Source organism: Paenarthrobacter sp. NPDC092416 (assembly GCF_044755025.1).
Classification (GTDB): Bacteria; Actinomycetota; Actinomycetes; order Actinomycetales; family Micrococcaceae; genus Arthrobacter.
The window spans coordinates 180,186-194,926 of record NZ_JBIVQG010000007.1 but is presented as its reverse complement, the minus strand read 5'-3'; the positions used below and the strand labels follow the sequence as shown (position 1 = coordinate 194,926).

The window sequence follows — 14,741 nt, the reverse complement described above, 5'->3', positions numbered from 1 at the left end:
CACCGTTCCGGTGCCGTTGCGTTGCGGCGCGGCGAGGTAGCGTTGTGCCATGGCTTTGGACTTGCGCCCACTCGGCAAATTGATCATGCGATCCCTCAAAGTCTTGGGCGGCAAAAGCACCCCAAGCGCTGCGTCGCAACGGCAGCGGACCGCGCGTACCGCCGTCGACCCGTCCACCGCGTCTTACCCTGGCGATTTCCAAGGGACAGCCAAGGTCTTCTACTCCCCCAAGCCTGACGGTCAACCAGACCCGGGAGAGATTGTCTGGAGCTGGGTTCCATACGAAGAAGACCATTCGCAGGGCAAAGACAGACCCGTGCTGATTGTTGCCCGTGACGGCGCTTGGTTGCTCGGCCTCATGTTGACCTCCAAGGACCACGACAATGACACCCCGGACTATGTGGACATCGGAACAGGTTCCTGGGACCGCCAGCGGCGCCCCAGCGAAGTGAAGCTCGACCGGATTATCCGTGTGAATCCGGGGGCAGTGAGGCGCGAAGGTGCGGTCCTCGACAACGGGAGGTTCCAGGGCGTTGCGCGGGAGTTGCGGGCACGACACGGCTGGAACTAAGCCGAACCGGCAGAATCTGCACCGGTCTGCTATTCTATATAGCTGTGTGTCCGTGCAGGTCGACGGCCACTCATGGTTGGCTGCCATAGGCATCCCCACGCCGCTCAGTCGATGGCCAACCTGAAAACCCTCTAGACCATTTCCGCATTAAAAAGAGAGTTCATACGTGGCTAATATCAAGTCCCAGAAGAAGCGCATCCTCACCAACGAGAAGGCTCGCCTGCGTAACAACGCCGTCAAGTCCGAGCTGAAGACGGCCATCCGCGCCGTCACCACCGCCGTTGAGTCTGCTGACAAGGATGCCGCTGGAACTGCACTTGTTGCTGCCAGCCGCAAGCTGGACAAGGCTGTCAGCAAGGGCGTTATTCACAAGAACAACGCTGCAAACCGCAAGTCGGCGATCTCCAAGAAGGTCAACGCACTCTAAGGTTTTTCCAGTTCGACTGAGCTGATCAAGAGGCCGGCACCCACGGGTGCCGGCCTCTTGGATTTAAGTGCCTTTGGAGCTGCCCAGATCCGGGGGATCAGCTGCCGCGGGCCAATCCGTTGCGACGAGCAGATCAGTTCCGACGGGCGGACATGGCGATCACGGTTACTGCGTGCTCCACGGCGTAGACCGGGTCCCGGGACAGGCCTTTGACCTGGGCGTCGGCTTCGGCCACGACCTGGATAGAACGAATAAGGCCATCCGGAGTCCATCGGCGGACATCCCGTTGAGCCTGCTCCACCAGCCACGGCTGCATTCCCAAATTCTTGGCAACCTGCGCAGAGGACCCGTGGGCTCCGGCGACCTTGGCCAGCGTGCGCAGCTTGGCAGCCAGTGCTGCGACCAGCGGAACAGGATCCACACCGGTGGCCAATGCATGGCGCAGCGTGGAAAGAGCCAGTGGCCCGTTTCCGGCCATAGCGGCATCCGCCACCTTGAAGGCCGTGGCTTCAACCCGGCCGCCGTAGTACTTCTCCACTGTTGCTGCATCGACTGCTGTTGTGGAATCCGCGATCAGCTGACTGCAAGCAGCTGCAAGCTCGGACAAGTTTGCTCCCACTGCGTTCACAAGGGCCTGGACCGCTTCGCCTTCGATGCGTCGCCCGCCCGCCTTGAATTCGGACACCACAAACGCAGTCTTGTCCGAATCCTTCTTCAGTGGTTGGCAGTCAATCACAGGCCAGCCCGCCGCTTTGACGGCATCCAGCAGCTTCTTACCTCGGACTCCACCAGAGTGCCGCAGAACCAGGACGACGTCGTTCTCCGGGTGGCCAAGGTAACCGAGGGTATCGGCCAGGAAAGCATCGTTCATGGCTTCCAAACCCTCCACCTCTATGAGCTTGGCCTCGCCGAAAAGGGACGGGGTCACGGTCATGGCCAGAGAGCCAGCCTCGTAGCTGCCCGCATTGAGCCTGCTGAGCTCGACATCCGGAGCGGCCTCACGCACCTGACCCCGAATGCGATCCATCGCCCGGATGCCCAAATAGTCCTCGGGTCCCATGATCAGGACTACGGCGGCCGGCGCAGCATCGCGCCAACTGACGTTGTTCGACGCAGCACTCTTGGCCCGGGTGGTTTGGGCAGCAGCCACTGGTGGTTCCTTCCGGAGGGTTTTTTGCAGACTCCAAGTCTGCCATGCCTGCGGGTCGGTGGCAGTGTGGAAGAGGCTTCCAGCCTTTCCAAAAGTCCAGAGATCCTGCCATGCAAGGAAATCGTGTGACTGAAGACTCCTTCGAGATGAAAGACCATCCATGCCACGACAATTGTGACCACGGACAGAACCGCCATGGAGGCCGTTCCCCAGGTGCCCTCGGCCCAGGGCAACGACGCCCCCGGCAGTCCGGCGAAGAAGCGAGCCACCGCTGCAACGACGCCGGCGCACAGCCCGGCAACAGCAAGCGGTACCGCGCCGAGCCACGGCGCCAAAGCCGTCACCGGCACGGCAACGGTGCCCAGGACGGTCACGGGAGCTACGAAAGGACCCACGACGACATTGGCGATCAACGAATACGACGAGAACTGTGGTTGAAGAGCAACGATGACTGGGCCGCACAAGACTTGCGCCGCCAAAGGCACGGCCACACCGGCAGCCAACCACCGGGGTATCTGCGCAGGGACCCAAGACGCAATGCGCGCGCCCAAGAGCACGATGCCCAGTGTGGCAAGGACAGACAACAGGAACCCAACGTCGTTAGCCATGCTCGGGTCCAGAACCAAGAGAGCGACTGCAGCCAGGCACAGGAAGCTCAGTGAGCGGCCCGCCAAGCCACCGGATAGTGCAGCAAGTCCCACAGCGCCCATGACCGCAGCACGCAGTACGCTCGCATCCGGTCCCACCATCACAACGAACGCAAAGAGGCCACAAAGCGCAAATGCTGCTGCAGCGGGCCGAGGCAGGCGCAGACACCTTGCAAGCAGGATGAGCCCACCCAGAATTAAGCTGCAATTGGCACCGCTGACAGCTGTGAGATGACTCATTCCGGTAGCCTTCATGGCGACGTCAAGACTCTCCGGCAGTGCACTGGTGTCTCCGGTGACCATTCCCGGCAACAGACCAGCAGCATCCGGAGGCAACCAATCTGCGGCCTCACGAAATTCTTCCCGCAACTGGCCTGCGACCTGCCGGGCATCAAATGTATTCTCCAACACCGTAGGCGGAGACGATGCGGAGACCACGGCGGCCTCTGCCTGACCGGGCTGCACCTGGTTCAGGGTACCTGTAGTCCTCACTCGCTGCCCCGGGCGAACGTCCCGCCAGCCTTCGCCGCCCAAGACCATGACGTCCGCAGAGGTTTGCACAACAGCCCCGTTGGCTACGAACTCGACAAGGTGCGCGGCCACCTGCCACCGGCCAGAGCCGGAGTGGCCCGGCGTCGGCGCCTCCCGCGGAGCGTCAGTGATGACAAGCTGGATGACCACACCGTCACGCGCTTCCACCGAGCGGGCAAGAGGACCGTCCTCGCGACTGGCAGCTGCCAGTGCGCAATGGGCAGCAACTGCTGCACCCAGAAGGCACGCCACGGCCAAGGTCGCCGAAACGGTCCTGGCCGGTCGCCTCAACCCGCCGCGCACACGATTCCGTCGAAACGGGCCCTGCTCTCTCTGGAATCGTGGCCTACCCGCCCCAGCGGCGTGCAGCGACAGCGCCCCGGCTGCAAGCGCCAGAACGATGCAAAGTCCAACCGACCAGCGTGACTCCACCAAGCCACCCAGGAACCCCGTGACCCAGGTGCACACCACAGCCGGCACAAGCCTCAGATCCGTACGTTTGCGCGCACCTGCCACGTTCCCAGCCACGCTAGACCGTCACAAGATCGCTCTTGGATTCCACGAGCTTCGCACCAGCACCATCCATGACGTCCAGCTCGGAGATTGAGAGCTGACCTGCATTCAGTGCAGTTGCATCAGGGGGTGCTTCCCGGTTCCAGCGTGGCATGAAGCGAGCCTATGGCGGGCGTCGCGCCCAGTGTGCCTGAATCTTGGGCTATGTGGATAAGTGTGGAGGATCAATTGCTGACATGCACCAGAACACACGGTCTAGGGACGGAGAATACATAATCATTACTCCCGGGAAGAATACACGGGGAATCGCCTCCGGGCGGATGACGGACGACGGAAAACAGACAGGGTTGTTCCCCTGATCAGGGATGGGATGAGGGAAGCATCTCCACCGAGCGAAGCGATGAGCGAAATCAGTGCTGTAAGAAAAGGGAAGAGCGAGCGTGGTGCGAAGAAGAAGTTGGCTCGTGGACCTAGCTAATAACGGGCGCCGTCTGCTGATCTCGTTTCCGGGGGTTCAGGCTCTTCGCGTTCCAAGGGAAGACCTGCTGCGTGTCGCCTAAGATCCTCCTTGGCCTCCGCGTTCACTCGCCGTAATCCCCGAGCGCCCTTGACCACAAACAGGGCCGCCGCAAGCAACAGAAGGCTCACTAATGCGATGGACCAATATGTGGAGGGGTCATTGATTTTTGGCTTTGTGAATCAGAAGAAGATTATCGCGATGAGCATGATGACGTTGGCGACGAAGTAGGGACCGAACATCGAGAAGACAGCGTTCCATGTCGCTTTGCTGGATCGAGTTCTCACAGAAGCTCCTTTCCGTATTGCGGAACGCCTTGCCCCGGCACTCCGAGCGGACGCCAAGGCTATCTGAAAGCTATCAGGCTGGGTTGGTACGGCCGGGATGCCCGCCTGGTTTCCCCCAATCCCAGTCATGTCAGAAGGAGAGATTCGCTTTGGCAAGCAAAACCGGACGGTTTAGAGCCCCCTCCGCAGCTGCAGGACAAATGAGGATGCCGAAATACCGAGACGGAGACAGAGACAGGAACAACTACGGTCCACGATGATTGGCTTGGCGGCGTCGATTGTATGTCACGTCGTCGAGGCAAGTGCCACGCTGGTTGTCGCACCGTCGGGCAGGCGGCAGGCGGCAGGCGGCAGGCCTTCGAGCATGTTCTCCGAAGATTACCGAACTTGGGTCAAGCGAGAAACGAAGGCCTTGAGGCCTCAAGGACAGGCCACACCGCAACTTGGCGTCGGTACCTCTCTGTGGTTCAGCGAGATCCTGTTTAGTGGATTCGGCCGTCATATCGAACCGGGCAACCGAGCTTTTCGGCGGCCTTCAAGAACGGGCTGTGGCGATCGGGAAGGAAATGTCCAGGGCATGTTCTCCTCCGCGAGGAATTCCACCTGGGCGGGGACAGGGACGTTCAAGCGGCTCACATACACCGCACGGATGGCTGAGCGCTCGACCCGCCACTGCCCGGCAAAGCGTGCAAGCCAACGAAATCTCATCCGGAACTCACTACGAGAATCATCCAGGGTCAGCAGCACCCAGGGGCCTGGGATCCTTGTCATTTTTCCAAGTCTTTCCAGGCCGCCTTTGAACGTGTAGGTCTTTTGAACACCTTAAAAGGATTGAAATTCAGGTGGGGAGCGGAATCCAGTGAACAGGAGCGCGAGCACGAACGCGAACGCCCATCCAGCGAAATTGGTGAGCCGTCTGCTCTCGAACACGCAGTATGCGCTCCGATCCACCGGCCTTTGAGCGCGCCCTTACACCTGAAGCTCTGAGAGCTGCCTCTTTGGCTCCTGTTATGAATGCACTCCAGTCGGTAGGCTTTTAGGTGCACATACGTGCACATATGCACTGGATGCGTGAGGTGGAGTTTCGATGTTGTCAGTGTTGCGGGACCGAACCTACCGGCGACTGTTTTCGGCACAGGTCATGGCCCTGATCGGGACGGGACTGTTGACGGTGGCGTTAGGGCTGTTGGCGTTTGATCTGGCTGGCAGCAATGCCGGTGCGGTGATGGGGACAGCGCTGACGATCAAAATGCTGGCTTACGTGGGGGCCTCCCCCGTGATCAACGCTTTGGTGGCGCGGTTGCCGAAGAAACCGGTCCTGATTGTTGCGGACCTGGTCAGGGCTGCCACGGCTTTGTGCCTGCCGTTCATCACGGAGGCGTGGCAGATTTACGTGGTGATCTTCCTGCTGCAGTCAGCCTCCGCGACGTTCACTCCTGCGTTCCAGTCCTTGATCCCCATGGTGCTCAAGAAGGAGCGTGACTACACCCACGCCCTGTCTTTGTCCCGGTTGGCGTATGACATGGAGGCCCTGGTCAGCCCTGCGGCTGCTGCGTTGTTGCTGAGCGTGGTCAGCTACAACAACCTGTTCCTGGGCACTATGTTCGGGTTCCTGTTCTCGGCCGGGATGATCGCCGCCAGCGGACTTCCGAAGATCGCCGCGGAGACAGGCACGGCGGGTTCGCTCTGGCACCGGACCACCCTCGGCGCCCGGATCTTCTGGAAGAACCGTAGGCTGCGGTCACTGCTCGCCTTGAACCTGGTGGTTGCGGCGCCGACGGCCCTGGTGCTGGTCAACTCGGTGGTTTACGTCCGCGACGTTCTCCACCGGCCTGAGACCGATCTGGCACTTGCCCTTGCGTGTTTCGGGGTCGGGTCCATGATCGTGGCCGTCGCTGCCCCGCGGGCTCTGGAGCGGTTCGGGGACCGGGCCGTGATGCTCACCGGCGCGGCCCTGATCCCGGTGGCGCTGGCCGGGGCCACGACAACAACTGCCCTGGCATCACCGGAAGCCGCCTGGTGGTGGCTGCTAGGGCTGTGGTTCCTGCTCGGCGCCAGCAATTCCACGATCCTCACCCCGTCCTCGCGGTTGTTGCGGGATGCTTCTACAGAGGCAACCAGGCCGCATGTGTTCACTGCCCAGTTCTCCCTCTCCCACGCCTGCTACATCATCGCCTACCCCTTGGCCGGCTGGCTTGGAGCCGCAGCAGGTTTGGGCTGGGCAGCGGCCGCGCTGACAATTCTTGCGATACTAGGCAGTGCAGGTGCATTCTTGTCCTGGCCTCGGCAAGATCTCACACGAGCCGGGGAACCCGTAACGAAGGAGCCAAGCGTTGAGCAGCCAGCCGAGCAGCGCGTTCCCTGACGCTCCCGAGACGCCCTCGCTGTTCCACCCGGTCACCCCCGGCCCGGAACTGCTGGAGAGCGCTGCCGGTACCTTGCGGATGCTGGCCGAACCAACCCGCCTGCAACTGCTGTGGCAACTCGCCCAAGGCCCGAAGTCCGTCACCGAACTCGTCGACGAAGCACTCGTTCCCCGGACGGTGGTCAGCCAGCATCTGGCCAAACTCCGGCTCAGCGGACTGGTCGATACCCGCAAAGACGGAAGGCACGTGATCTACTCCTTGCACGACGGCCACCTGCTGCGCGTGATCCAGGAGACCCTTAACCACGCCGATCACCAGATCTCCGGCGAACCCACCCACGATTAACCGCCACAGGGCACTGTTACCACAAGCGGACAAAAGCGGACACCTCTACGAGTACTCCATCAGGGGGTACCAGTATGGACTGAGAGAAGTGAAAGGAACTGGTGCCGAATCGACAGTTCTCAACAATGAGACCCAAGCCTGGGAGAGCCTCGACGGGTTTGTGAAACTTCCCTAAAGCTGCTAAACCGTCACCAGGTTGCGAAGGGATTCCATGAGCTTCGGACCGATACCATCGATGGCGTCCAACTCGTCGATCGACGCGAAGGGTCCATGCTCCTTGCGCCAGTCGACGATTCGCTGAGCCGTAACCGGCCCCACCCGGGGCAGCGTGCCCAACTCCTCAAGGGACGCAGTGTTGATGTTGACCTTGGGAGTGCCAACGCCCGTACCAGCTGTCGCCCCCGAACTGCCGGATCCCACAGGCCCCTCGGAAACCGCGCCGCCCGCAACCGGTTCGCCGAGCACAGGGACATGGATCTTCGCTCCGTCCTGAACCACCTCCGCCAGATTGAGTCCGTTCAGGTCAGCTGCAGGTGTGGCACCTCCAGCGGCTTCAACGGCTTGGAAAACCCGGCTGCCCGCAGGCAATTCCACGACGCCTGGTTTCTGCACAGCGCCGGCAACGTGGACCAGCAGCTTGCCTTCGCCGCGGGGTCCTTCCGAGGTTTCCGGGTCTCCTCTGCCGGGAGTTCCAGCCGGCGGCTCTGCGGGGCTACTACTGCTGGCGCTGGTTGACGGCGACAGCGGTTCAATGGTCGGTGTCCCTGCGGCAAACGACCAGACCTGCCAGCCGACCATGAGGCACGCCGCCGCTGCGATGACCAAAACCACCCGCCTGGGAGAGCGCCATCTAAGCCGTGGGATCGATGGCGCGTCCACGGGCAGTTCCAGCGGCGAGGCGAAAGCTTCATCCTCGTCCTCCGGCGGTGCTGGAAGCGGCAAAAGTCCTGATACGCCGGAGTCGGGTGCCATACGCGAGGCAAACCGTTGCCGGGCTGCCTGTGCCGCTGCGTGAGCTGGTGCGTCCCTGTTCCAGCGTGGCATGGCTTGAGCCTACGGCGGATAGCGTTGGAACCTCCGGGGCAAAATCCCATATGTGGATAAGCAGGCACTGCACGCAGGTGTTGAGGATGAGTCGGCGATATCAGCCGTTGGGTGTGCTGCTTTCGCCCACGATGACTGCAAGGACGCCCAACCCCGCATGGGCAGCCAAGACGGCAGGGAGTGAACTGATCTGCGCTGGCGGACAGCCCGGGCACTTCTCTGCAAGCCGTGCGGCGAGCATTTCAGCTTCCGCTTCGTTGCCGAAGTGGTGCACTGCAAGACGCTGCTGGCCTTCCGGCCGGGACGCAACATCCGCGGCCACAATTTCCTCAAGCCGGGCTATGGCGCGCGCTGCCGAGCGGACCTTTTCGAGCGGTACGATCTTGCCGCCGTCGACCGCCAGGATCGGTTTGATGGCCAAAACGGTGCCGAGCAGGGAGGCCGCTGCGCCAATACGTCCCCCGCGGCGTAGCTGCTCCAGGCTGGGCACGTAGAAGTAGACCTTTGTCCGCTCCATGCGGCTCTCGGCAAAGCCACGGACCTCGGCAGCCGACTGGCCATCGGCGGCCGCCACCAGCGCACTCTGGACACCCATCCCCTGCGCCATGCCGACGGTACGGGAATCGATGACTTCCACGGGAATACTGACTCGGCTGGCGGCCAGCCGCGCGGCGTCGGCGGTTCCCGAGAGCTCGGCCGAGATATGGATGGAAACAACGGACTCAAAGCCACGGCGTTGCGCAGCGAGATAAGCCTGTTCGAATTGGCCGGGTGACGGCCGGGACGTTTTCACCGACGAACCCGAGGCCAGGGCGACAGCAAGGGTTTCCATGATGTCGTCTTCGCCCTCGCCATAAATTTCGTCACCCACCATGACTGGCATGGGAACAACCGCCAAGCGGCCGTCAGCGGCGAAAGCAGTGACCCAATCAGCGGGAAGTGCCGCCGCCGAGTCAGTAACGATCGCGGTCCTGACGACGGCGGCGAGCGGCTCATCGGCGACCGGAACCGGCGTCGAGGCCTGGCGGAGGCGGGAGAGTCTTTCCTTAAGCCACATCCATGCGGGTGGTTCTCGCTCAGGCACTCAACTCTCCCAACCGTCCAAACTGTCGGTGACCGGCCGCCAGCAGTACGCCGGCGGCCGGAAAGTACCTGCTAGGCAGGGACGATGTTGACCAGTTTAGGTGCACGCACGATCACGGTGCGGATGCCACGGCCGTCGAGGGCACGCTGAACATTTTCCGAAGCCAGAGCCAACTCACGCAATTCTTCTTCGCCGATCTCCGGCGAAACCTCCAGGCGGTCACGGACTTTGCCTTGGACCTGGACCACGGCTGTCACCGTGTCCTGGACCAGCAGCGATTCATCGTGCGCAGGCCACCCTGCGTTGGCTACGGAAGCCGGGTGCCCCAGGGTGTTCCAGAGGTCCTCCGCCGTGTAGGGCGCGAAGAGGCTGAGGATGACAGCTACTGCCTCTACGGCCTCTCGGACAGCGGGATCTGCGCCACCCGCGCCCGCGTCGATGGTCTTGCGCGTTGCGTTGACCAGCTCCATGAGGCGCGCGACCACCACGTTGAACTTGTTGTTGTCGAGCAGTTCGGCCGCGTCAGCAATCGTCTTGTGGGTTACCGTCCGCAGTGCGCGGTCCCCCGTGCTGGGATCGACACCCGGTTCGCTGGTGACGTCCTGGCCCAGGCGCCAAGCCCGGGCAAGGAACTTGGCCGAACCCGACGGCGAGACGTCGGCCCAGTCGACGTCGTCCTCCGGCGGGGAGGCAAACACCATGGTCAGGCGCACGGCGTCGACGCCGAATTTATCCAGCTGCTCGCCGAGGTCAACGCCGTTGCCCAGGGACTTGCTCATGGCCTTGCCACCGTTGAGGACCTGGCCCTGGTTGAGCAACGCACTGAACGGCTCATTGGCCTCGATCAGTCCAATGTCCTTGATGACCTTGGTGAAGAAACGTGCGTAGAGCAGGTGCAGGATGGCGTGTTCCACGCCACCCACGTACTGCCCCACCGGCATCCAGTCGTTGATCTTTGCGGGATCGAACGGCCCCTCCGTGTAGTCCGGCGAGACGAACCGCAGGAAGTACCAGGAAGAGTCCACGAACGTGTCCATGGTGTCCGTATCGCGCTGAGCAGCACGTCCACAGTTGGGGCATTCGACGTTGACCCATTCGACGGCGGCGGCCAGCGGGGAAGTTCCCTTCGGGGCCAACGCCTCGCCTCGCAGGTCCTCGGGCAACCTCACGGGCAGCTGGTCATCCGGCACCGGCACTTCGCCACATTCGGCGCAGTGGATGATGGGAATCGGCGTACCCCAGAAGCGCTGGCGGCTCAGCAGCCAGTCCCGGAGGCGGAAGTTCACGAACTTCTCGCCCGTGCCCAACTTCTCGAGGATGTCGATGGCCGCGGGGATGGCCTCGGACTTGGACAGTCCGTCCAGGTCTCCGGAGTTCTTCAGCGTTCCTTCGCCAGCGGTGGCAACGCCTGTTTCAGCAGGGTCTTCCTCGCCGGTCTCCAACACTGCCCGCACCGGGAGGTTGAACGCCTTGGCAAAGTCGAGGTCGCGCTGGTCGTGGGCAGGCACTGCCATGATGGCACCCGTGCCGTAGTCAGCCAGCACATAATCGGCAGCCCAGACAGGGAGCTTCTCCCCGTTAAGCGGGTTGATGGCGTAGCGGCCGGTGAAGACACCGGTCTTCTCGCGCTCGGTGGACTGGCGCTCGATCTCGGAAAGCGCCTTGACCTTTTCACGGTACGCCATCAGCTCATCGTGCTGGCCCGGAGTCACCAGGTCCAAAGCCAAGTGGGCATCTGCCGCGACGACGAAGAACGTAGCACCGTACAAGGTATCGGGACGCGTAGTGAACACGGTGACTTCGCGCTCGGCGCGGTCCTCCGTGGCCTCGATGACGAAGCGCACGTGGGCACCCTCAGAGCGGCCGATCCAGTTCCGCTGCATGGCCAGGACGCGCTCGGGCCAGTGACCCTGCAGCTGCGACATGTCCTCCAGCAGGCGGTCAGCGTAGTCCGTGATCTTGAAGTACCACTGGTTCAGGGACTTCTTGGTGACGGCCGTTCCACAGCGTTCACAGGCACCATTGACCACTTGCTCGTTGGCGAGCACAGTGAGGTCCTTGGGGCACCAGTTGACGGGCGAGTCCTTGCGGTAGGCCAGCCCACGCTCGTAGAAGCGCTTGAAGAGCCATTGCGTCCAGCGGTAGTACTCAGGGTCCGACGTGTGCAGGCGGCGGGACCAGTCAGCGGAGATCGCGTACCGCTTGAAGGATGCAGCCTGTGTGTCGATGTTGGCGTACGTCCACTCGCTCGGGTGGGCGTTGCGCTTGATGGCGGCGTTCTCTGCAGGAAGGCCGAAAGAGTCCCAGCCGATGGGATGCAGGACGTCGAAGCCCTTCTGGCGGAGGTACCGCGCCACGACATCGCCCATGGCGAAAGCCTCGGCATGGCCCATGTGAAGGTCACCGGACGGGTAAGGGAACATGTCCAGGACATAGCGGCGTTCCCGCGAGCCGTCGTCGGCAGGCGTGAAGACTTTAAGGTCTTCCCAGACCTGCGGCCACTTGGCTTCCATCGCAGCGAAGCTGTAGACGCCCTCTTCGGGCGCTTCGGCTGCGGCTGTCTGTGCTGTTCCGGTCTCGGTCTCCGGCTGAACGCTCACTGCTGCCCTCTTCTGTTCTTCGATGGCGGTTTTGCCTCCTGCTGTGATCCGGGGATACCCCGGACACACAAAAGCCCCTCGACAATGGAGGGGCGGCCGCTCGGCTGTTGGTTTGCCGGGCGGCTAGCTAAGCAGAAGGATCGCACGCATACAAACACCTTACCGCACCAAACCCATGGGCTGGGCGCAAGACGTCCAAACGCCGAAAGAGGTTCCGGGGACTCCCCGCCATGGTGTGGTGGGCACCGCGAAGCGGGCGGGCGGGAGTCCCCGGAACCTCTGTCGAGAGATGCTTACTTAACGTCCTCGTCGACCCAATCCATGGACTTGGTCACTGCCTTCTTCCAGAGACGCAGCTGACGCTCCTGCTCCTCTGCCGGCAGCTGCGGCTCCCAGCGCTTGTCCTCGCCCCAGTTGGCGCTCAACTCACCGAGGTCCTTCCAGAATCCGACGGCGAGACCGGCGGCGTACGCAGCGCCGAGGGCAGTGGTTTCCACAACCTTCGGACGCACCACAGGAACACCAAGGATGTCTGCCTGGAACTGCATGAGTGCCTCGTTGGCGACCATGCCGCCGTCGACCTTCAACTCGGTGAGAGGAACACCCGAGTCCGCGTTGACAGCGTCGAGTACCTCGCGGGTCTGGAACGCCGTGGCTTCCAGCGCGGCACGTGCAATGTGGCCCTTGTTGGCGTAACGCGTCAGGCCCACAATGGCGCCGCGAGCGTCGGCACGCCAGTATGGCGCAAACAGGCCGGAGAAGGCGGGGACGATGTACACGCCACCGTTATCCTCAACCGCGGCGGCAAGTTCCTCGACCTCGGGAGCCGAGCTGATCATGCCGAGGTTGTCACGGAGCCACTGGATCAGCGAACCCGTAACGGCGATGGAACCTTCCAAGGCATAGTGCGGGGGGTTGTCGCCCAGCTTGTAGCCCAAGGTGGTGAGCAGCCCATTCTTGGAGTGGACAATCTCTTCACCCGTGTTGAAGATCAGGAAGCAACCCGTTCCATACGTGTTCTTCGCTTCACCGGCTTGGAATGCCGCCTGTCCGAAGGTCGCGGCCTGCTGGTCACCCAGGATGCCGGCCACAGGAACCTCGCGCAGCAACTGCGACGTGTGGACGTGGCCGTAGACCTCGGAGGAGGACTTGATGCTGGGCATCATGGAGGCCGGTACACCGAAAACGTCAAGGATTTCCTGGTCCCACTGGAGCGTCTCAAGGTCCATGAACAGGGTGCGTGAAGCGTTGGTGACATCGGTGACGTGCACGCCGCCGTCCACACCTCCGGTCAGGTTCCAAAGAACCCAGGCATCTGTGTTGCCGAACAGGAGGTCGCCCGCTTCCGCACGCTCACGGGCGCCTTCCACGTTGTCCAGGATCCACTTGATCTTGGTGCCCGAGAAATAGGTGGCCAACGGCAGGCCGACTTTCTGCTTGAACCGCTCCACCCCACCGTCCTTGGCCAGTTCATCGACGATCGGTTGCGTACGGGTGTCCTGCCACACGATGGCGTTGTAGACAGCTTCGCCCGTGTTCTTGTCCCAAACCACTGCGGTCTCGCGCTGGTTGGTGATTCCGACGGCAGCAATGTCGTGGCGGGTCAGGTTCGCCTTGGACAACGCAGAGGCAATGACCTCGCGGGTGTTGTTCCAAATCTCGGCCGGGTTGTGCTCCACCCATCCTGCTTGGGGGAAGATCTGCTCGTGCTCCATCTGACCGGTGGAAACGATGTTTCCGGTGTGGTCGAAAACGATGGCACGGGAGCTGGTGGTGCCCTGGTCGATGGCGATGACGTATTGATTCATGGTGACGTCCTTGTCTGGAGTTGATGCGGATCGTTGAGTCGGATCTTTGGTGGAGCTATGCGAAGCGATGGGACCACTTCAGGGTGAATTCGGAGCTAGCCGGCAACGGCCGGCATGATTCCGGGAACCAGGTTGGCCATGATGCCTGCCAACGTACCGCCAACCAGGGGTCCCACAACGGGGATCCACGAGTAGGCCCAGTCGCTGGTGCCCTTGCCCTTGATGGGAAGGATGGCGTGTGCGATGCGCGGCCCGAGGTCACGCGCCGGGTTGATGGCGTAACCCGTAGGACCACCGAGCGAAGCACCGATACCGACAACGAGCAGCGCAACGGCCAGCGGGCCAAGTCCCGAGGGGGTGCCGCCAAAGGTCAGGATGACGAAGACCAGGACGAACGTGCCGATGATTTCGGTGACCAGGTTCCACGGCGTGGAGCGAATGGCGGGGCCGGTGGAGAACGTACCCAGTTTGTTGGCGGCAACGGGCTCCGCGTCGAAGTGCTGCTTGTACGCGGCCCAGCAGATCACCGCGCCAAGGAAGGCACCGAGAAGTTCACCACCGAAGTACGTCAGCGTCGAGGCGAAATCAACCGCCACATCGGGAGCGTATTCCTTGCTGCCCTTTGCAAGGAGGCCCAGCGTGACGGCGGGGTTCAGGTGTGCACCGGACTTTGCGGCCACGAAAACGCCCGCGAAGACCGCAATTCCCCAGCCCCACGTCACCATCAGGAATCCACCGTTGTTGCCCTTCGTGCCTTTGAGCGCAACGTTGGCCACGACGCCACAACCCAGCAGGGTCAGCATCGCAGTTCCGAAAACTTCGGAAAGGAAAACTATTCCAAGAGACATCTT

Annotated in this window: 12 protein-coding genes; 4 read left to right on the top strand and 8 right to left on the bottom strand. The window is 62.2% G+C overall.

Annotation, left to right across the window (positions count from 1 at the left end; translation table 11 throughout):
• The first annotated feature begins 49 nt into the window (after positions 1-49).
• Entirely contained in the window at positions 50-571 is a 522-nt protein-coding gene (locus ACIQC5_RS14865; protein ID WP_400283691.1) for a type II toxin-antitoxin system PemK/MazF family toxin, read from the top strand.
• 166 nt (positions 572-737) lie between these two features.
• Positions 738-998: a 30S ribosomal protein S20 gene (gene rpsT, locus ACIQC5_RS14860; protein WP_054808077.1), complete on the top strand. Its 261-nt coding sequence runs from the start codon at positions 738-740 to the stop codon at positions 996-998.
• Between the two features lie 133 nt (positions 999-1,131).
• On the opposite strand, the gene holA is transcribed toward rpsT, so the two are convergent.
• The 3 genes from holA to ACIQC5_RS14845 all read right to left on the bottom strand — a co-directional run bounded on the left by holA (position 1,132) and on the right by ACIQC5_RS14845 (position 3,993).
• Positions 1,132-2,148, bottom strand: coding sequence for a DNA polymerase III subunit delta (gene holA / locus ACIQC5_RS14855; protein WP_400283688.1), 1,017 nt, complete (start codon positions 2,146-2,148; stop codon positions 1,132-1,134).
• Positions 2,067-3,629, bottom strand: coding sequence for a ComEC/Rec2 family competence protein (locus ACIQC5_RS14850; RefSeq protein WP_400283685.1), 1,563 nt, complete (start codon positions 3,627-3,629; stop codon positions 2,067-2,069). Before ACIQC5_RS14850 ends, holA begins: the two co-directional genes overlap by 82 nt.
• A 226-nt stretch (positions 3,630-3,855) precedes the next feature.
• A complete protein-coding gene (locus ACIQC5_RS14845; RefSeq protein WP_400283682.1) occupies positions 3,856-3,993 on the bottom strand; it encodes a hypothetical protein in 138 nt (45 codons plus the stop codon).
• Positions 3,994-5,730: 1,737 nt separating this feature from the next.
• On the opposite strand from ACIQC5_RS14845, the gene ACIQC5_RS14840 reads away from it, so the two are divergent.
• Positions 5,731-7,008, top strand: coding sequence for an MFS transporter (locus tag ACIQC5_RS14840; RefSeq protein ID WP_400283679.1), 1,278 nt, complete (start codon positions 5,731-5,733; stop codon positions 7,006-7,008).
• Positions 6,977-7,354, top strand: a complete 378-nt coding sequence (locus ACIQC5_RS14835) for an ArsR/SmtB family transcription factor (RefSeq protein WP_400283676.1) — start codon at positions 6,977-6,979, stop codon at positions 7,352-7,354. The genes ACIQC5_RS14840 and ACIQC5_RS14835 overlap by 32 nt, the downstream gene beginning before the upstream one ends.
• Positions 7,355-7,534: 180 nt before the next feature.
• On the opposite strand, the gene ACIQC5_RS14830 is transcribed toward ACIQC5_RS14835, so the two are convergent.
• The 5 genes from ACIQC5_RS14830 to ACIQC5_RS14810 form a co-directional block, all read right to left on the bottom strand.
• Complete coding sequence (locus tag ACIQC5_RS14830) at positions 7,535-8,398, bottom strand: helix-hairpin-helix domain-containing protein (RefSeq protein WP_400283674.1); 864 nt, start codon at positions 8,396-8,398, stop codon at positions 7,535-7,537.
• Positions 8,399-8,498: 100 nt separating this feature from the next.
• A complete protein-coding gene (locus ACIQC5_RS14825) occupies positions 8,499-9,482 on the bottom strand; it encodes a DegV family protein (protein ID WP_400283671.1) in 984 nt (327 codons plus the stop codon).
• Between the two features lie 71 nt (positions 9,483-9,553).
• Positions 9,554-12,082 carry a leucine--tRNA ligase gene (gene leuS / locus ACIQC5_RS14820; protein ID WP_400283668.1) on the bottom strand — a complete coding sequence of 843 codons (2,529 nt, stop codon included), beginning with the start codon at positions 12,080-12,082 and terminating at the stop codon, positions 9,554-9,556.
• 293 nt (positions 12,083-12,375) lie between these two features.
• Positions 12,376-13,890, bottom strand: a complete 1,515-nt coding sequence (gene glpK / locus ACIQC5_RS14815) for a glycerol kinase GlpK (protein ID WP_400283665.1) — start codon at positions 13,888-13,890, stop codon at positions 12,376-12,378.
• A 95-nt stretch (positions 13,891-13,985) separates the two neighbouring features.
• Positions 13,986-14,738 carry an MIP/aquaporin family protein gene (locus ACIQC5_RS14810; RefSeq protein ID WP_400283662.1) on the bottom strand — a complete coding sequence of 251 codons (753 nt, stop codon included), beginning with the start codon at positions 14,736-14,738 and terminating at the stop codon, positions 13,986-13,988.
• Between the last annotated feature and the right edge of the window lie 3 nt (positions 14,739-14,741).

What these genes read in the sequence shown, in the direction of transcription:
- ACIQC5_RS14865 (WP_400283691.1), top strand. Translation starts at nt 50, where the DNA reads ATGGCTTTGGACTTGCGCCCACTCGGCAAATTGATCATGCGATCCCTC.
- ACIQC5_RS14845 (WP_400283682.1), bottom strand. Translation starts at nt 3,993, where the DNA reads ATGCCACGCTGGAACCGGGAAGCACCCCCTGATGCAACTGCACTGAAT.
- ACIQC5_RS14840 (WP_400283679.1), top strand. Translation starts at nt 5,731, where the DNA reads ATGTTGTCAGTGTTGCGGGACCGAACCTACCGGCGACTGTTTTCGGCA.
- ACIQC5_RS14830 (WP_400283674.1), bottom strand. Translation starts at nt 8,398, where the DNA reads ATGCCACGCTGGAACAGGGACGCACCAGCTCACGCAGCGGCACAGGCA.
- glpK (WP_400283665.1), bottom strand. Translation starts at nt 13,890, where the DNA reads ATGAATCAATACGTCATCGCCATCGACCAGGGCACCACCAGCTCCCGT.
- ACIQC5_RS14810 (WP_400283662.1), bottom strand. Translation starts at nt 14,738, where the DNA reads ATGTCTCTTGGAATAGTTTTCCTTTCCGAAGTTTTCGGAACTGCGATG.